This window comes from Pacificibacter marinus (assembly GCF_018860665.1).
GTDB lineage: Bacteria > Pseudomonadota > Alphaproteobacteria > Rhodobacterales > Rhodobacteraceae > Celeribacter > Celeribacter marinus_A.
This window is the reverse complement of sequence record NZ_JAHKPK010000040.1, coordinates 106,384-123,550: the sequence shown is the minus strand read 5'-3', so window position 1 is coordinate 123,550 and position 17,167 is coordinate 106,384. Positions and strand designations below refer to the sequence as shown.

Below are 17,167 nucleotides of genomic sequence, written 5' to 3'. Positions count from 1 at the left end.
GGATATTACATGCTGCTTACCTCTTTTATCGACGTATTGCTCGGATATCTATCTAGCCCGATGATGCTTGGTCTTGTCGTGCTTGGGACTGTTCTAGGTCTTGTGCTTGGGGCCATTCCCGGAATTTCATCAACGATGGCTTTGGCTATATTGATGCCCGTGACATTTACCATGGAACCAGGCGTTGCGATGCTTTTCTTGATCTCGGTGTTTATGTCGAGTGTCTATGGCGGGTCCATTTCTGCCATTTTGATGAAGCTGCCCGGCACGCCAGCGTCTATTTTTACGCAGATCGATGGTTACCCCATGGCGCAGCAGGGGCGAGCAGGGCATGCCTTGAACTTTGCGCTTGTGTCCTCGACGATAGGCGGCATGATCGGTCTTGCGATGCTTGTTTTGCTTGCACCGGTGCTGGCTGAATTTGCCACCAATTTCCGCAGCCCTGAATTTGCCGCTGTTGCGCTTTTTGGTATTGTGATGCTGTCTTTTTCCTCAAATGGATCAACTCTGGTGGCCAGTGTTGTCGGATTTATTGGCGTCATTTTGGGTATGGTTGGCTTTGATGCGCTGACAGATGCGCAACGCATGACACTTAATACGCCGATGTTACAATCGGGTTTGAATTTGGTGCCGATGATCATTGGTCTGTTTGGTCTGGGTGAAATTTTGCAAAATTTGGTGGGCTTTGCGCAGACACCCAAGGTGCGGCCACAGATCGGCAAAGTGATGTTGCCACTGAATGAACTGACTAGCCGTTGGAAAGTGATGCTGCGCGGTTCCGTTATCGGTACGTTTATCGGCGCTATCCCCGCGGCTGGTTCTGCGGTGGCGGTCTCTATCGCTTATGCGCAAGAACGGCGCTTGTCCAAGACACCTGAGAAATTCGGTACCGGTCATGCCGATGGGATTGTAGCGCCCGAAGCGGCCAACAGTGCCTCTGTTGGTGGCTCTCTTATTCCACTCATTGCTTTGGGGGTGCCGGGGGATACGATTACGGCTGTTCTTATGGGCGCATTGATGTTGCATGGCCTGACCCCGGGGCCGTTGCTGTTTGCTAACAATCCGACTTTTGTGGCTTGGATTTATGTATCGGTTCTTTTGGCGCTGATCGCGACGCTGGTGGTTGGTCTTGGCATGATCCGCGCGGCAGTGCTTGTGACGCGGATCCCTCCGCAGTTGATGTATGTCTTTATCGCGGTGTTTTGTGTGATCGGCGCTTTCGCCATCCGCAATGACATGAACGACGTCTACGTGATGATTGCCTTTGGCGTGGTGGGGTTTGTCTTTTCGCGATTGAGTTTGCCAGTAACGCCGATGGCCTTTGGTTTGATCCTTGGGCCAATCCTCGAAGAAAACTTACGGCGTAGCCTTATGATCAGTCGGGGGTCGTGGTCAATTTTTCTGGAGCGTCCGATTTCGGCAGTGCTAATCGTAATATGCGTTACTCTGGTCTCAATACCGCTGCTGAAATGGAGTTGGGTAAAACTTAGAGCGCTCTGATGGTGCGTTCTATTAAACTCTATCGCAGGGTTTTTGGTGCGACTTTATTTTTGTGCTTTCTGATATAGGCCCTCCGATCGTCACCTGCGCAAAGGTCTTGAAATAAAATCTGTGGCTCTAGGTCGAGGGGCAATGTGATGGGATATTGACCCCACAATCGAACTGATCACGGTTCCATTGTGCGGGTTCATACCACCAATATGAGGTGGCCAGCCATGACGTCTTAGATGGCCTGGATCACAATTTGTACTGTTCAATGATGCTCGGATTTTCCCAAATTCAAATAATATATGCGATTAGAAAAATAGTACTGTACAGCTTGGTTGCTGACATTTGGGACGCCATCGATTTTATAATTTTGTGGATAGCGGCGAGGTCGAAGAAAATCTGGGAGCGCGCTGCAGCAGCCGCAAACGAGTGCGTGGGCCACGAACACCAATGTCTACCTTTGCGTCTTGGATCTTGTGTCAGATACGTGTCGCGCATTTCGCAGATTTCGCATGCGCGTCCAAAACGACGACTATTGTAGCATGAATTTGCATCTTCCTCTGGACAGGTTGCGTTGTAATCGCCTGCGGGGCAAAGGATGGATAAAATAAATATTATCAAGGGATTGAGTTTTGTCACTCAGGCATTTTTTGCGTTTTACGCCCACACTTAACGATAACAGCACAGCAAGGGTGCCATGAATATGGACGGACAGCTTGCCCTCAGGCTCCGTTGGTGTGAGTACAATCCGATCCACTAGACCACGCAGGGAGTCCTTGGCGTCCAGCATGAGATCGGTCTGTTGAAGTTGCGAAATCAGATCGCTGATTTTGTCGCGGTAGGTCTCTGGCATCTTCGGATTGCTGAGGGGGTGGGAGGCGCGCTCAAGCTGTGCTTCCAATTCAATGCGGCGCGTGTCAAAGTCAGCATCCGGTCTTTGACCTGATCGGCTGGGATGCCTGCGAGGATTGCGTCGACCAGTTTGGCATGGTCGGCTTTAATCGTAAATGGTTGGAAAAGCGGCTTGACCAAGACGGATACTCTTCACATAGCAGCCGGACTTCCTGGCGAAGGCGTTCGTTCTCTTTGTCGACGTCTTCGTGCGGAGCGGCCATCAGGTCGTCAGGCTCCCTCTCGAAATATTGCTCCAAAAAGACCGGAGCGAAACTGCGATAAGACCAATAGCCGCGTATACCTTCCCGTTCCAGTATCTTGCAAAACACCGGATCGTGATAGAGTTCGTAAACTTCCGATACATATAAGGGACACCTCACATATCATAAATCGCCGCAGCGTATGGACGAAGGGTGTTGGGACAACGGCATAATGTCAATCGTCATATGGGGGCGTAACGGTAACCCCATAAGCACCTCATGCAAGTGAGCATTGTCGCGGCAATCGAAAATACTGATGTTTTCATAAAGGCCTGTAATCCGCCAAATATGGCGTATGATGCCCTCTGTCTGTAACCTATGTGAATAAGCTGTTTCACGAGATTTGATATCGGCAGCCTCGTCAGGATGCATATCCGCAGGGAGGTTTACTGTCATTTTAACATGGTAAAGCATTTAGGCCTCATTGAAGTCGTTGGGTTTGTCGGGTCTCGGTTTCAGTGCATAGAAACGCCATCCGTGCTTCTTGGCCAGAACAGTAAAGATGGCATGCACCCTGCAGCACGAGCGTTTAGCTCTAAAGTGTTTCGGGAATGTCCAAGTATATTTGAATCCGTGCGGCGGCATTGAGCAGATGGCGTTCTGCCGTATGGGCCGCTTCGGCTTCATTTCCGTCCTTAAGGGCTTGGTAGATGGCATTATGCTCTGCTTGAACGGCGTCTTGTAGCTCGGAGAGATTTTTTTTCGTGTTGCTGCGTGCTTGGCGAATGATGTTTTTGGCTGTGGCCTCCAGATGGTGACACAGAGAAATAAAATGTTGATTGTGTGTGGAATCAATAATGGCCTGATGGAAAAGATAATCTTCTTCGACACCAAGCTGGTCACTGGCAATTGCATATTCCATGCCAATCAACGCGCGTTTTATTTTTTTGAGATCTTCATCGGTTCTATGTTTTGCTGCGATTCTTGCGGCGGCGACCTCAATCGGTATCAAAAGCTCCATTGCTTCTTCTAAAGACGCTCGATTAGAGACCGAAAAGTGCTGAAAACGGAAGGCGTTTGTTGAATCCCGTTTGGTGACAAAGGCTCCGCTACCTGCACGCGCGGCGATTAGCCCATCCGCTTTGAGTTGCGTTAAGGCCTCGCGCACGACAGCGCGGCTCACGCCATACTTTGTGCAGAGATCCCGTTCTGAGGGCAGTCGTTCACCCACGATCAAAGTGCCAGAGCTGATTTGCTCTATAATGTCTTTGGCAATTTCATCTGGTAGGTGGCTGCTGCGTTTTCGGGGGGGCTGGGCTCGGGTGTCTTGTAACATTTTTACTCCTTATTTATGCATTATACAGATTTGGTCTGACAGATCAAAGAGGAAGTTTTTATAAAACTACTGTATATAATGATAAAAAGCATGGGGGTTTGAGATTTTTGTTTAAAAATAAAATTGGTCCATCCAATTATTGACTGGTATGACATTTCATGTAATTGTTACGGTGATCCAAAGAGGTGGAGGCCTCTTTGAATGCTTCAACACATGTTAGGGAGGAAAAACATGGCAATTCGGAATCTTCTTCGCGGCACTGCTGCAGTGGCTCTTGTTTGCTGCGCGGGTGCTGCATTTGCGGAGCCGCTTAAAATTGGTTTGGTCGAAACGCTTTCTGGACCACAGGCTTCTACAGGATTGTTTTATCGCAACGGAGTTATCTACGGCATCGGCAAAATTAATGCCGAAGGCGGGTTTGGCGGTGAGCCGGTGGAGCTGCTTGAGTATGACAACCAAGGCGGTCCAGTTGGCGCTGCTGATCGTGTGCGTGCCGCAATTTCAGACGGTGCGAGAATTATTATTCAAGGGTCGTCTTCTGCTGTCGCGGGACAGATCACCGAAGATGTGCGCAAATACAATTTGCGTAACAAGGGCAATGAAGTGCTTTACATCAACGTCGGTGGTGCTGCGATGGAGTTGACGGGCGCAAAGTGCCACGAATACCATTTCCGCATGACCCCGAACGCAGATATCATCGTGAATGCGCTGCTTGATGGGATGAAGGAAAACGGCGCGTTAGGCGAAAATGTTTACGCCATCAACCAGAACTATTCTTGGGGTGTCGATGTTCAAAACAGTACGCTTGCCTCAGCAGAGCGTCTTGGCTTCACCGTTGTTGAAGAGACGCTTCATGAAGTGAACAAAATCCAAGACTTTTCGCCTTATGTTGCTCGTATCAAAGAAAGCGGCGCTGATACAGTTATCACTGGCAACTGGTCAAATGACTTACTTTTGTTGATGAAATCTGCCGGCGGCGCTGGTCTTGACGCGCGCTTCGGCACGGCATTCCTCGATCAGCCGGGCAATATCGGCAACGCTGGTGCCATTGCTGAGGGACATTTTGTTGCGACATCTTTCAACCCTGAGGCCAACGCTGAAAAATCCAAGGCCTTTGTTGAGGATTATAAATCAGTCATCGGGCATTACCCAACATATGTTGAGCCGCAAGGCGTCTTTGGCATGATGCTTTTGAAAGAGGCACTTAAAGCCGTCGAGCCAACGGAAGATGGTTTGAAGGCCGCTGATTTGGTTGTCGCACTTGAGAATGCAACGGTTGAAACCCCTATGGGACATATGTCTATGCGGGCTGAGGATCACCAAGCCCGTTTGCCGATGGTCGTGCAAAAAGTGAGCCGCGATGCTGTGTATAAAGCGGATGAATCCGAATTTGGGTTTGTTCCAGTGAAGCTTGTTTCTGCGGAAGATGCTGAACAGCCCGTGCAAGACAGCTGCAAAATGTAACGTTCGGGAAACCGAACTCTTTTTCTCTCACGGATAACCGACAACCATGGCCGGAGATTCCCTTCGGCCATGGTGAGAGAAGGCTGCTTTACAGAAACGAGGGACAGGGTGGATCAGATACTCTTTGCTTTGCTCAACGGCACAATCTATGGGCTTTTGCTCTTTATGGTTTCAGCCGGATTGACACTAATTTTCGGGATGATGGGGGTGCTCAATTTCGCACATGCATCCTTTTACATGCTTGGTGCTTATTTTGCTTACACGCTTGAACCCTTCGTCGGGTTCTGGTTCGCGATCTTACTGTCACCCATCGTTGTTATGGGGCTGGGGGTTTGCGTTGAACGCTTTATTCTACGACGTGTCCACGCGTTCGGACATGCGCACGAACTGCTTGTGACATTCGGGCTGGCTGTGGTGATCGCTGAGCTGGTTAAGATGGTCTATGGCAACTTCGCCGTGGATTACCGCGTTCCAGCTGAATTGAGCTTTGCGGCCTTCACGTTGTCCGGTTTGGATTACCCAATCTATCGACTGTTTATGGGCGGCGTAGCGGTTACGATGTTCATCACCATATATCTGTTGTTGACCCGAACACGGGTCGGAATTGTCGTGCGATCGGCGATTTACCGGCCGCAAACGGTTGAGGCGCTTGGGCATAACGTGCCGCTTGTTTTTATGGGTGTCTTTGGCATCGGTGCTGGGCTGGCTGGACTGGCTGGCGCTGTGGCGGGGGCGTTTTATACCACCAACCCGAATATGGCGCTTGAGCTTGGTGTGATGGTGTTCGTTGTCGTTGTTGTTGGCGGCTTGGGATCTATGGGCGGAGCTATGGCGGCCTCTCTGTTGATCGGGATTACCAATTCTCTCGCAGTCGGGAGTGATCTGCGTGCGGTGGATGTTTTGTCTATCGTCGGACTTGGCGATTGGGCTGAAAAATCCGGCGGGCTGTTGACCATCAGTATGTCCAGTCTGGCTGCAACATTGCCCTTTTTCATCATGTTGCTGGTGTTGATGCTGCGTCCGTCTGGACTTATGGGCGAGAAGGAATAAGTCATGAACTTCAAATATATTATTCTATTTGCCGCCGTGGCGCTTCTGGCTGTCCTGCCTTGGCTCGTCTCTGACTCTTTGCTGAATGCAGCCATATTAATGCTGATCGCTGCTCTGTTCGCCATGGCCTTTGGTTTGTTGTGCGGGCAAGCTGGCATGTTGAGTTTTGGCCATGCCGCTTACTTTGGGGTCGGGGCCTTTGCCTCGGTTCATGCGATGAATGCCTTTGACGGTGAAGGGCTTTTGCCGACACCTCTTTTGCCTTTGGTGGGCGCAGCCACGGGGTTGGTGAGTGGTATCCTTGCCGGATATTTCTCGACCAAGCGTACCGGCGTGTATTTTTCGATGATTACCCTCGCGCTGGCCGAATTGTTGCACGCACTTGCGCCGCATCTAAAACATGTATTTGGCGGTGAAGCTGGGATATCGTCCTTTCGCATGCCCGCTTGGGGGATCGAATTCGGTTCGTTCACTGACGTGTATTACCTGACGCTTGTGTGGACCTTATTGTCCATTGGATTGCTGTATCTCTTTAGCAAAACACCGCTGGGTCGGTTGGCGCTGGGACTGCGGGAAAACGCGCATCGCTTGCGGTTCTTGGGCTATAATACCCATGCGTTAAGTACGTTGATTTTCGCCGTTTCTGCCATGTTCGCGGGGCTTGCAGGCGCTTTGCAATCCCTCAATATCGAAGCCAGCAACTATGTTGTGCTTGAGTCTCAGATTTCGACGGCAGTGGTTCTAAACAGCTTCATCGGTGGCGTACGGGTCTTTCTTGGTCCCGCGATAGGTGCCGCCGTGATGACGTTCTTTGGTTATATTTCGTCAGATCTGACGCGTGTATGGCTTTTGTATCAAGGGATCATTTTCGTCCTTGTGATGATGTTCTTGCCACGTGGTATTGTCGGTGAAATCGCAGAGCGCATTAAAAATCCTTCCTGTGACGGGTTGGCGCAGACGGCCATCACTATGGCGCAACGTATTGCCAGCCTCGCTATTGCAGCATTTGGCGCTGTGTTTGTGATCGAGTTCCTCCAGCGGGTGCTTTCGACTGAGTATCGCGCTGTGGCCCGTGACGGACACTGGCCTGACATCACACTTTTCACTTATGACTGGTCACCCGTTTCTGCGGTGCCTTGGGGCTTGGGCATCGGTGTCTTTGCGCTGGGCATCAGACTTGCCATCATCGTCAACCGCCGCGCTGCGGCCCGTCAGGAGGCACAGGCATGACTGATCCCATTCTTACTTTGCAAAACGTCCATAAATCCTTTGGCGAAGCGAAAATCATCCAAGGGGTGACCCTTGATGTGACAGCAGGCGAACGCCACGCGGTCATTGGGCCGAACGGTGCCGGAAAATCCACGTTATTTCACCTTTGTTCTGGTCAGTTCGCCCCGACAAAGGGTGAAATCTTACTGAACGGGAAAAACATTGCAGGGTTGAAACCCGCAGAGGTCAACAAACGCGGTTTGGCGCGGTCATTCCAGATCACCAACATCTTTCCCGGTGTGAGTGTGTTTGAAAACTTGCGATTGGCGGTCATGCGCAAACACAATCTACAGTATGTGTTTTGGCGATCCGCTGCAGGTGTGCGGCGGGTGAATGACGAAGTCGATGATCTTTTGACCAAAATCCGGCTCACCGATCGGGCGCAGTCTTTGGCCAGTGAACTGTCTTATTCCGAGCAGAGATCGCTTGAAATTGGCATGACCTTAGCTTCCGATCCACAGGTGATCCTTTTGGACGAACCGATGGCTGGCATGTCGCATGAGGAAACGGATTACACCGCTGGGCTGATCCGCGAGATTACCCAAGGGCGTACGCTGTTGATTGTGGAACATGACATGAGCGTCGTTTTCTCGCTGGCGCATCGCATCAGCGTTTTGGTCTATGGCGAAATCATTGCCACAGGCACCCCCGAAGAAATTCGCGGCAATGCGCGCGTTAAGGAAGCCTATTTGGGCGAGGAGGCGGCATGAGTAATCCGACTATTTTATCCGTCGAAGGGCTGCATGCCCATTACGGCAAAAGCCATATTCTGCACGGCGTGACGTTTGATGTCGCCCGTGGCGAAGTGGTCAGCCTTTTGGGGCGCAATGGGTCAGGCCGTTCAACCACGTTGAAATCGATCATGGGCTTGGTGCCGCCGACCGAGGGGCATGTCCGCCTTGATGGGGCCGATGTCGCTGGATTGCGCAGCTATACGATTTGTCGACGCGGCCTAGGCTATGTTCCCGAAGAACGTGAAACGTTCCACAATTTGACGGTAGACGAGAACCTAGAAATGGGACGTCAAAGGGGGCCGTCTGATTCAGCAAAGTGGACGGTGGACCAGATGTTCACCTATTTTCCGCGCCTTAAAGAGCGTCGCAACACCCGCGCAGGCAGTCTGTCGGGCGGCGAGCAGCAAATGTTGACGATGTGCCGGTCGCTTTTGGGCAATCCGTTGGTGATGTTGATTGATGAGCCGACCGAAGGGCTTGCGCCCAAGATCGTGACCGTTGTGGGTGAAGTGATTGAAGACATTAACAAGCACGGCGTTTCGGTGGTTTTAGTTGAACAAAAACTCACCATCGCGATGCGGGTGTCGCATCGGGTTTGTGTGATGGGGCATGGCCAAATCGTTTTCGAAGGCACACCCCAAGAATTGAATGACAGGCCGGAAATTACCGACGAATGGCTCGCGGTGTAAGGGAGATACATGCCATGAAAATGACTGCACCAATGGAAATGGGCCTGACAGTCCGCGATCTGCCTGTGATGCTTGCCTTTTACCGCGATGCGCTGGGCTTGACTGTTGCCGCCGATGTTTCCGTGCCTGCAGACAAGGCCGCGCAGGCTTCTTTGAGCTTGGGAGGGTATCGTGTCGTGCGGTTGCAAACCTCTTGGGGAGAGCGGATTAAGCTGTTGGCACCAGAAACCGCGCCCTCCGAGCGGCCAGCGCCGAGTGAACATATTCTTGATCGGCATGAGGCCAGCTATGTGACCTTTATCGTGGATGATTTGCGGGCCGTTGTGGCACGTGCTGTGGCTGCTGGAGGTGTTCTGATCACAGGCGAAAAGCCTGTCGAGGTACGTCCAGGGACATTTTTAGCATTTTTACGTGACCCAGAAGGACATATTCTGGAGATCGTCGAATATGCTGATATCACGGAGTACCGCACCGATTTGGTCGGGGGCGAGGCATGATGTTTGATTTCACCAATCGCACGCTTGTTCTGACCGGTGCCAATGGTGGGATCGGGCGAGCCGTGGCCACGATGTTCCACAATGCAGGGGCCAACCTTGTGCTTGCCGATCTTGATGGTGCGGCGCTTTTGGCCTTTGCCGCGACGCTGACTGATCCAAAGGGAGGGCGTATTGAAACCCTCGCTATTGACGCTGCAAATCCTGATGATGCCGACCGGATTATCGCTGTGGCGATTGACATGGGTGGGATTGATTTTCTTGTGCCGTCGGCTGGTATCTACCGGTCGGAACCCTTTTCGGAAATGACAGATGACCAATGGCGGCGTACGCTTTCGATCAATCTCGACGGGGTGTTCTATCTTACCCGCCGTGCGGTTGGGCATTTTAAAGCGGATTCCTCAATTGTGAACTTGAGCTCGATGGCGGCGCATCGGGGCGCAAAATCAAATGTCCATTACGGAGCCAGCAAAGGGGCGATCGGGGCGATGAGCCGCGCACTGGCCAATGAGTTGTCTCCCCGAACACGCGTCAATGTTGTGTCGCCTGGGGTGATCGAGACGCCCATGACACAGGACCTGATCGCGACGCGGGGGGATGATACGCTTACGCATACGCCGATGGGGCGCATGGGGCAGGCATCTGAGGTGGCGTCAGCGATTGCCTTTTTGTGCAGTCCGGCTGCGAGTTTCGTTAATGGAGAAACCCTTCACGTCAATGGCGGGCTCTACATGAGCTGACGGTCTCACTCGCACGCAATCATTACTGAACAGTTTTCGACCCGAGCACAGCATTTTGTCCGGGAACAGAGGAGATTTACCATGACAACATCGTTCGATTTTACCGGACGCACTGCGCTTGTAACTGGCGCGGCTTCAGGTCTGGGTTTGGCGATGGCCCGTGCTCTTTCCAAATCGGGCGCGCGTCTTGTGCTGTTCGATTTGGATGGCGATGGGCTGGCCAAAGCCGCAGCAGAACTGAATTTGATACGGCCAGATAGCATGACCCCATTTACGGGCTCCATCACCGACCAATCCGCCGTTAAGGCCGCCTGCGACTTGGCTGTTGAATTGGGCGGAGGACTGGACATCGTGATGAACAACGCCGGAATTGCCGGCAATGCGCCATCCCTTGATTTGGAAGAATCCGTTTGGCGCAACGCGGTTGATGTAAACCTGACCGGCACCTTTCTTATGGCGCAGGCGGCTGGACGCGTTATGGCCGCAAACGGTGGGGGAAGTATCATCAATACGGCCTCTATGTATGGTGTGGTCGCCGCTCCCGAACGTGCCGCGTATTGCGCCACAAAGGCGGCGGTAGTGGCCTTGACCAAGGTGCTGGCTATTGAATGGGCCGACCGCAACATCCGCGTAAATGCCATTGGGCCGGGGTATGTGCGCACCGCTTTGACTGAAACTCTTGTAGAGCAGGGGCGGCTTGATCTTGATGCGCTCAATGCGCGTGTTCCAGCGGGGCGTCTTGGCACCCCTGAAGAAATCGCCACCGCTGCTTTGTTCCTCGCCTCGGACGCTTCCGCTTATGTGACTGGCCAGACCCTCGTCGCTGATGGCGGCTGGTCCTCCTACAGCTATTTGTAAAGGATAACAGATATGCCGATCTATGATGATCTGACACCGAAAACAACTTGGCGGGCGATCAAAGCCTCAAAAGAGGATCGTTCCGCACTTCACCCAAGTGTTGGGCGTACCATGCTTAGCCAACTTCACCTGATCCGTGCGTTTGAAGAAAAGGTGCTCGATCTTGCAGGCCAAGGGTTGATCCATGGCCCCGCACACTCTGCGGTTGGTCAAGAGGGCGGTGCTGTTGGGTCCGCCATGGCGATGCGTGGCACTGATCAGATCAATGGCTCGCACCGTGCGCATCACCAATTTTTGGCCAAAGCATTCGCCTATGCTGCGCCTGATGGGATTGACCCAGAGAAAAGCTTTGGTGAAACCTTACGCGGCTTATCCAAGCGGACTTTGGCAGAAATTCTCGGGCTTTCCGAAGGGTTTTGCAAAGGTCGTGGCGGATCAATGCACCTGCGCTGGGCGGAAAGTGGCAACCTTGGCACAAATGCGATTGTCGGTGGGGGCGTGCCTATGGCTGCAGGGGCAGCTTGGGCGCATAAAAAGGCTGGGACAGGAGATGTCGTTTACACCTATTTCGGTGACGGAGCTGTAAACATAGGTTCTGTTCTGGAAACGATGAACATTGCCGCTGCGTGGAAGTTGCCTATTTGCTTCTTTATTGAAAACAACCGTTATGCTGTTTCGACAAATGTCGAAGAAGTGACTGCCGAAACACGTCTGTCCGCACGCGGGCTTGCTTTTGGTATTCCTGCACTCAAAGTGGATGGAATGGATGCGCTGTCTGTCTATTTGGCGGCAGAAGACGCCAATGCGATCATGCGCCGCGGCGATGGTCCCGTGGTGATTGAGGCGGATGTCTATCGTTATTTCCATCAAAATGGCGCACTTCCCGGATCTGCTTTTGGCTACCGCAGCAAGGAAGAAGAACTGGAATGGCGCGGTCGTGATCCGTTGGATGCGATGGCGCGCGATCTGACGGAACGTCAAATCATTGGGGCGCATGCGGTCGAAGATTTGCAGGTTCAGTGTCAGACATTGATGGAAGATGTCGCAGCTGAATTGGTTGAAGAGGTGGACGGCAAGCGCCGCATCATACCCGCTCTGTGGCCAGAAGAAGATTTCCGCGATTTCGGCCTGCGTGGCGACCTATCGGAATTTAAAAATGCCCGATTTGAAGAGCAAGAGACTTTTGCAGGTCCGCTCAAAGACGGGGTGAAATTCATTGATGTGGTGGCAAATGTCATGGGGCGCCGCATGGAGCAAGATGACCGCATTGTCGTTCTAGGCGAAGATGTACATCGCCTCAAAGGCGGCACAAATGGCGCGACACGCGGCCTGTCTGAAGACTTCCCCGATCGCTGCCTCGGTACGCCGATTTCCGAGAATGCCTTCACTGGGGTCGCGGGTGGCATGGCCGCTGATGGGCGTGTGCGTCCGGTGATAGAATTTATGTACCCCGATTTCATGTGGGTCGCAGCAGATCAGGTGTTTAACCAGATCGGCAAGGCGCGCCACATGTTCGGCGGTGATAGTCCTATGCCAGTGGTGTTGCGCACGAAAGTGGCGATGGGCACGGGCTATGGCTCGCAGCATTCAATGGATCCTGCTGGTATTTTTGCCACTGCGCCCGGATGGCGTATAGTGGCGCCTTCGACGCCCTTTGATTACATCGGTTTGATGAATTCCGCGCTTTTGTGTGAAGATCCCGTGCTCGTTCTTGAGCATGTTGATCTTTATGCGTCCAAAGGTGCGGTTCCGACTGAGGATCTGGATTATTGTATCCCCTTGGGCAAAGCCAAGGTGGTGCGCGAAGGCTCTCGTGTAACGATCCTCACCTATCTCGGCATGGTCGAAAAGACCCGCGAAGTGGTCGAGCGTCTGGGTATTGATGCAGAAATCATTGATCTGCGCAGCCTCGATCGTGCCGGACTTGATTGGGAAACCATTGAGCCTTCGGTTGAGAAAACAGGAAATGTGTTGATCGTTGAACAAGGCGTGGGGGGCACCTCTTATGGTGGTTGGTTGTCTGACGCGCTGCAACGCCGCTGTTTTGATGCGCTCGATCAACCCATCAAACGTGTGCATGGCGCAGAAGCGTCCCCCAGCATTTCCAAAGTGCTGGAAGCTGCGGCTTGTACGCGTCCGCAAGATATTGAAGCGGGTCTACGTGATATCATGGCTGATCAGGGGCTGCCTCTGGCGGCGGAATAAGGAGAGACGATATGCCCATAGAAATTATTTTGCCTTCCCTGTCAGCTGGAATGGAAGATGCGATCATCGCCAACTGGCTCAAGTCCGAAGGCGATGCCATCGCTGCGGGCGAGGTGTTGGCCGAGGTCGAGACAGATAAGGCAACGATGGAATTCGAAGCTGAAAGTGCGGGCATTTTGGGCAAAATCATCGTGCCTGCAGGCGAACGCGCGGATGTGAGTTCAGTGATCGCGGTGCTTTTGGTCGAGGGTGAAGATACCTCTGCGCTGGAGGGCTATGTGCTTGGTGGAGCGACGTCGGGGCAGGGTGATCTGCCTTCTGAACCTGTCCCGGCGGCACTGTCTGACATTACGCCGGTTGTGCCATCGCAAAAGCTTGCAGCCTCGCCGCTCGCGCGTCGGATTGCGGCGCAAAAAGGCGTAGACCTTTTGGGATTAACTGGTTCGGGGCCACGTGGCCGCATCGTTCGGGTTGACGTAGATCGCGCTGCTGAGCTGACTGCGGCGGTTCCCGTTGTGGCAAAGCCTGCACTAAGCTCCGCCCCCAATTTGGCTGGTATTGGCGCATATGACAGTGTTCCGCATAGCAACATGCGTCGCATTATCGCGCGCCGGTTGTTGCAGGCCAAAACCACGGTCCCGCATTTCTATCTTGAGGCGGATTGCGATATCGAATCCTTGCTTGATCTGAGAGCGCAGATCAACGAAGGGCGCGAAAAGGCGGACAAAATTTCCGTCAACGACTTCATAATCAAAGGGGTGGCGCATGCCTTGGCAAAAGTGCCCGAGGCCAATGTCATCTGGACCGATGAGGCCATGTTGCGGCTCAAATCCATTGATATTTCGGTCGCGGTCGCGATCGAAGGGGGATTGATCACGCCTGTGTTGCGCAATGCGGACCAAAAAAGCCTTGGCGCCATTTCGACGGAAATGAAAACTTTGGCAACCAAAGCACGCGATGGGGGGCTTAAACCTGAAGACTATCAAGGTGGCGGTTTCTCGGTCTCTAATCTCGGGATGTTTGGCGTTAAAAGCTTTTCCGCCATCATCAACCCACCCCAAAGCTGTATTCTTGCTGTCGGGGCCGCGGAAAGGCGACCCGTCGGGCGCGGTGACCAGATTGTGCTTGCCTCTGTGATGAGCGTGACCCTATCCGTGGATCATAGATCAGTTGATGGCGCAGTTGGAGCCACATGGTTGGCGGCGTTTAAGGCCGCTCTCGAATCTCCTATGACTCTTTTAGTGTGAGGCAAACATGATTACTGGACGTACAAAACTACTCGCGATTATCGCTGATCCTGTCACTCAAGTCCGCACGCCGCAGGCGATGAATGCGATGTTATCCGATATGGGAAAAGACGCTGTTCTCGTGCCTGTCGAAGTGTCGCGCGAAGGTCTCGCGGCTGTTGTTTCTGGGTTTCGCAATATTGGCAACTTTGCGGGGGTTGTCGTCACTGTGCCACATAAAACAGCCGTACCACCTTTGTGTGATACGCTGTCTGACCGTGCAATAGCTGCCGGAGCCGTGAATGTAATCCGCCGTGACGCACAAGGTAAACTGCATGGCGATATTCTGGATGGCGAGGGCTTTACGCGCGGCCTTGATGATGCAAAAATCTCGGTCACGGGCATGGCGGTCTTTCTCGTCGGGGCCGGAGGCGCCGCGAGCGCGATTGCATTTGCTTTGGCGTCGCGCGGGCCGAAAAAAATCACCATTTCCAATAGAACACGGGCAAAAGCGCAGGCGCTCAGTGAGCGACTTTCAGAATCCTTTCCGGATGTGGAATTCTGCGTGGGTGATGATCCGAGCGGACATGATCTTGCGGTGAACGGAACGTCGCTTGGCATGGCGCCAAACGATGCTTTGCCTTTTGATCCAGCGGGCCTGTCATCTGGTTCGATCGTGGCAGAGGTCATCATGCAACCCGAGGTGACCCCGCTTCTAGCTGCTGCAGAGCAATTAGGATTTGCCACGCATGGCGGCCGAAAAATGCTTCAGGGGCAGTTGTCCGAATTGGCTAAGTTCTTGACGCAAAATATGGAGGATACGCAGTGATGGCCTTTACCCTTAATGATCTGCGTGCGATGGGCCTTTTGCGCGACGTCAATCTTGTCGCTGGAACATGGCTGGATGCCGATCCAAACAACGCGATTGCAGTGCATAATCCCTCAGATGGATCACTTATTGGATATGTGCCCAAGTTAGGGCGGGCCGAGGTGGCCAGTGCCATTGAGTCGGCCCAAACGGCACAAAAGGAATGGGCTGCGCGCACCGCGCGAGATCGGGCCACGGTCCTGCGCAACTGGTTTGATCTGATGATCGAGAACCGTGATGCACTGGCGCAAATTTTAACGCTCGAACAAGGCAAGCCCTTCGCAGAGGCGACAGGCGAAATCACCTATGGGGCCAGTTTCGTGGAATGGTTCGCCGAAGAAGCCCGCCGTGTTTATGGCGAGACGATCCCTGGCCATCAGCCTGACAAACGCATTTCGGTGACAAAACAGCCCATTGGTGTGGTGGCGGCAATTACGCCATGGAATTTCCCGAACGCCATGATCACGCGCAAAGCTGCCCCTGCCTTTGCAGCTGGCTGCGCTATGGTTCTCAAGCCTGCGTCTCAAACGCCGTATTCTGCAATTGCACTTGCCGTTTTGGGCGAGCGTGCGGGACTGCCGTCAGGGTTGTTCAGCGTGATTACGGGATCCGCCGCTGAAATTGGGGCTGAGCTGACAGAAAGCCCTGTGATCCGCAAACTGACCTTTACCGGCTCAACAGAGATCGGCGCAAAACTGTATGCGCAGTCTGCGCCGACAATCAAAAAGCTCGGTTTGGAACTTGGTGGCAATGCGCCGTTTATCGTTTTTGACGATGCAGATTTGGATGCGGCTGTCGAAGGGGCGATAATCGCGAAATTTCGCAACAATGGTCAAACCTGTGTCTGTGCAAACCGGATCTATGTGCAGGACGGTGTCTATGACGCCTTTGCAGACAAGCTCGCGGTGGCCGTATCTAAATTACGTGCCGGTAATGGAATGGACGAAGGTGTTGATCTTGGCCCGTTGATCGATACTGCTGCACTAGCCAAGGTCGAAGATCATGTGGCCGATGTCTTGGCCAAGGGGGGGCGCGTTTTGCAGGGCGGAAAACGGCATGCCAAGGGCGGTACATTCTATGAGCCGACTGTGCTTGTGGATGTTACCTCTGACATGGCGGTTGCGCGTGAAGAGACTTTTGGCCCCATTGCCCCGCTGTTTCGCTTTACGACCGAGGTTGAAGCCGTTGCTGCGGCGAATGACACCGAGTTTGGGTTGGCCTCATATTTCTATGCTCAAGACGTGGCTCGGGTTTTCCGAGTTTCTGAGGCGCTGGAATACGGCATGGTCGGTGTGAACACGGGGTTGATTTCAACGGCTGAAGCCCCTTTTGGCGGGGTGAAAATGTCCGGTCTTGGGCGTGAAGGTTCACGTCATGGCATGGAAGATTACCTTGAGCTCAAATATGTGTGCCTTGGGGGTGTGCTGTGACACAAGCAGACAAATCTTTTGACCTGGTCGTAATCGGCGCTGGCCCTGGTGGCTATGTTGCTGCAATTCGGGCGGCTCAGCTCGGTCTATCCGTCGCTTGTATCGAGCGCGAAAATCTTGGTGGCATCTGTTTGAACTGGGGCTGTATCCCGACCAAAGCCTTGCTGCGCTCTGCGGAAATTTTCCACCACATGGAACGTGCAAAAGACTTTGGTCTTTCGG

The 17,167-nt window shown here is 53.0% G+C and carries 17 protein-coding genes; 14 read left to right on the top strand and 3 right to left on the bottom strand.

Annotated features, from left to right (window positions below; all coding sequences use genetic code 11):
* Positions 1 to 9: 9 nt before the first annotated feature.
* Positions 10 to 1,500, top strand: coding sequence for a tripartite tricarboxylate transporter permease (locus KO497_RS12550; RefSeq protein ID WP_215944317.1), 1,491 nt, complete (start codon positions 10 to 12; stop codon positions 1,498 to 1,500).
* A 520-nt stretch (positions 1,501 to 2,020) separates the two neighbouring features.
* Here the strand turns inward: KO497_RS12550 and KO497_RS12545 are convergent.
* The 3 genes from KO497_RS12545 to KO497_RS12535 form a co-directional block, all read right to left on the bottom strand.
* Positions 2,021 to 2,341 carry a hypothetical protein gene (locus KO497_RS12545; RefSeq protein WP_215944316.1) on the bottom strand — a complete coding sequence of 107 codons (321 nt, stop codon included), beginning with the start codon at positions 2,339 to 2,341 and terminating at the stop codon, positions 2,021 to 2,023.
* A gap of 424 nt (positions 2,342 to 2,765) precedes the next feature.
* Complete coding sequence (locus KO497_RS12540; RefSeq protein WP_215944315.1) at positions 2,766 to 3,056, bottom strand: muconolactone Delta-isomerase; 291 nt, start codon at positions 3,054 to 3,056, stop codon at positions 2,766 to 2,768.
* Positions 3,057 to 3,177: 121 nt separating this feature from the next.
* Positions 3,178 to 3,918: a FadR/GntR family transcriptional regulator gene (locus KO497_RS12535; protein ID WP_215944314.1), complete on the bottom strand. Its 741-nt coding sequence runs from the start codon at positions 3,916 to 3,918 to the stop codon at positions 3,178 to 3,180.
* Between the two features lie 231 nt (positions 3,919 to 4,149).
* On the opposite strand from KO497_RS12535, the gene KO497_RS12530 reads away from it, so the two are divergent.
* The 13 genes from KO497_RS12530 to KO497_RS12470 all read left to right on the top strand — a co-directional run.
* The gene (locus KO497_RS12530; RefSeq protein WP_215944313.1) at positions 4,150 to 5,382 is read left to right on the top strand and encodes a branched-chain amino acid ABC transporter substrate-binding protein; all 1,233 of its coding nucleotides are present in this window, start codon (positions 4,150 to 4,152) and stop codon (positions 5,380 to 5,382) included.
* A 108-nt stretch (positions 5,383 to 5,490) separates the two neighbouring features.
* Complete coding sequence (locus KO497_RS12525) at positions 5,491 to 6,432, top strand: branched-chain amino acid ABC transporter permease (RefSeq protein ID WP_215944312.1); 942 nt, start codon at positions 5,491 to 5,493, stop codon at positions 6,430 to 6,432.
* 3 nt (positions 6,433 to 6,435) lie between these two features.
* Positions 6,436 to 7,662 carry a branched-chain amino acid ABC transporter permease gene (locus tag KO497_RS12520; protein WP_215944311.1) on the top strand — a complete coding sequence of 409 codons (1,227 nt, stop codon included), beginning with the start codon at positions 6,436 to 6,438 and terminating at the stop codon, positions 7,660 to 7,662.
* Entirely contained in the window at positions 7,659 to 8,411 is a 753-nt protein-coding gene (locus KO497_RS12515; protein WP_215944310.1) for an ABC transporter ATP-binding protein, read from the top strand. Before KO497_RS12520 ends, KO497_RS12515 begins: the two co-directional genes overlap by 4 nt.
* Entirely contained in the window at positions 8,408 to 9,124 is a 717-nt protein-coding gene (locus KO497_RS12510) for an ABC transporter ATP-binding protein (RefSeq protein ID WP_215944309.1), read from the top strand. The genes KO497_RS12515 and KO497_RS12510 overlap by 4 nt, the downstream gene beginning before the upstream one ends.
* Before the next feature lie 14 nt (positions 9,125 to 9,138).
* Complete coding sequence (locus tag KO497_RS12505) at positions 9,139 to 9,621, top strand: VOC family protein (protein ID WP_215944308.1); 483 nt, start codon at positions 9,139 to 9,141, stop codon at positions 9,619 to 9,621.
* Positions 9,618 to 10,358 carry an SDR family NAD(P)-dependent oxidoreductase gene (locus KO497_RS12500; RefSeq protein ID WP_215944307.1) on the top strand — a complete coding sequence of 247 codons (741 nt, stop codon included), beginning with the start codon at positions 9,618 to 9,620 and terminating at the stop codon, positions 10,356 to 10,358. The genes KO497_RS12505 and KO497_RS12500 overlap by 4 nt, the downstream gene beginning before the upstream one ends.
* An 81-nt stretch (positions 10,359 to 10,439) precedes the next feature.
* The gene (locus KO497_RS12495) at positions 10,440 to 11,216 is read left to right on the top strand and encodes an SDR family NAD(P)-dependent oxidoreductase (RefSeq protein WP_215944306.1); all 777 of its coding nucleotides are present in this window, start codon (positions 10,440 to 10,442) and stop codon (positions 11,214 to 11,216) included.
* Between the two features lie 12 nt (positions 11,217 to 11,228).
* Positions 11,229 to 13,421 carry an alpha-ketoacid dehydrogenase subunit alpha/beta gene (locus tag KO497_RS12490; RefSeq protein ID WP_215944305.1) on the top strand — a complete coding sequence of 731 codons (2,193 nt, stop codon included), beginning with the start codon at positions 11,229 to 11,231 and terminating at the stop codon, positions 13,419 to 13,421.
* An 11-nt stretch (positions 13,422 to 13,432) separates the two neighbouring features.
* Positions 13,433 to 14,668 carry a pyruvate dehydrogenase complex dihydrolipoamide acetyltransferase gene (locus KO497_RS12485; RefSeq protein WP_215944304.1) on the top strand — a complete coding sequence of 412 codons (1,236 nt, stop codon included), beginning with the start codon at positions 13,433 to 13,435 and terminating at the stop codon, positions 14,666 to 14,668.
* 7 nt (positions 14,669 to 14,675) lie between these two features.
* Positions 14,676 to 15,476 (top strand): shikimate dehydrogenase family protein, encoded by an 801-nt coding sequence (locus KO497_RS12480; protein ID WP_215944303.1) that lies wholly within the window; start codon positions 14,676 to 14,678, stop codon positions 15,474 to 15,476.
* The gene (locus tag KO497_RS12475; protein WP_215944302.1) at positions 15,476 to 16,945 is read left to right on the top strand and encodes an NAD-dependent succinate-semialdehyde dehydrogenase; all 1,470 of its coding nucleotides are present in this window, start codon (positions 15,476 to 15,478) and stop codon (positions 16,943 to 16,945) included. Before KO497_RS12480 ends, KO497_RS12475 begins: the two co-directional genes overlap by 1 nt.
* The coding region (locus KO497_RS12470; protein ID WP_215944301.1) for an FAD-dependent oxidoreductase at positions 16,942 to 17,167 on the top strand (226 nt) is incomplete at its 3' end. The genes KO497_RS12475 and KO497_RS12470, both read left to right, overlap by 4 nt.

Coding starts and splice junctions, on each gene's coding strand:
- KO497_RS12550 (WP_215944317.1), top strand. CDS start 10: ATGCTGCTTACCTCTTTTATCGACGTATTGCTCGGATATCTATCTAGC.
- KO497_RS12545 (WP_215944316.1), bottom strand. CDS start 2,341: ATGCCAGAGACCTACCGCGACAAAATCAGCGATCTGATTTCGCAACTT.
- KO497_RS12540 (WP_215944315.1), bottom strand. CDS start 3,056: ATGCTTTACCATGTTAAAATGACAGTAAACCTCCCTGCGGATATGCAT.
- KO497_RS12535 (WP_215944314.1), bottom strand. CDS start 3,918: ATGTTACAAGACACCCGAGCCCAGCCCCCCCGAAAACGCAGCAGCCAC.
- KO497_RS12530 (WP_215944313.1), top strand. CDS start 4,150: ATGGCAATTCGGAATCTTCTTCGCGGCACTGCTGCAGTGGCTCTTGTT.
- KO497_RS12520 (WP_215944311.1), top strand. CDS start 6,436: ATGAACTTCAAATATATTATTCTATTTGCCGCCGTGGCGCTTCTGGCT.
- KO497_RS12515 (WP_215944310.1), top strand. CDS start 7,659: ATGACTGATCCCATTCTTACTTTGCAAAACGTCCATAAATCCTTTGGC.
- KO497_RS12510 (WP_215944309.1), top strand. CDS start 8,408: ATGAGTAATCCGACTATTTTATCCGTCGAAGGGCTGCATGCCCATTAC.
- KO497_RS12505 (WP_215944308.1), top strand. CDS start 9,139: ATGAAAATGACTGCACCAATGGAAATGGGCCTGACAGTCCGCGATCTG.
- KO497_RS12500 (WP_215944307.1), top strand. CDS start 9,618: ATGATGTTTGATTTCACCAATCGCACGCTTGTTCTGACCGGTGCCAAT.
- KO497_RS12495 (WP_215944306.1), top strand. CDS start 10,440: ATGACAACATCGTTCGATTTTACCGGACGCACTGCGCTTGTAACTGGC.
- KO497_RS12490 (WP_215944305.1), top strand. CDS start 11,229: ATGCCGATCTATGATGATCTGACACCGAAAACAACTTGGCGGGCGATC.
- KO497_RS12485 (WP_215944304.1), top strand. CDS start 13,433: ATGCCCATAGAAATTATTTTGCCTTCCCTGTCAGCTGGAATGGAAGAT.
- KO497_RS12480 (WP_215944303.1), top strand. CDS start 14,676: ATGATTACTGGACGTACAAAACTACTCGCGATTATCGCTGATCCTGTC.
- KO497_RS12475 (WP_215944302.1), top strand. CDS start 15,476: ATGGCCTTTACCCTTAATGATCTGCGTGCGATGGGCCTTTTGCGCGAC.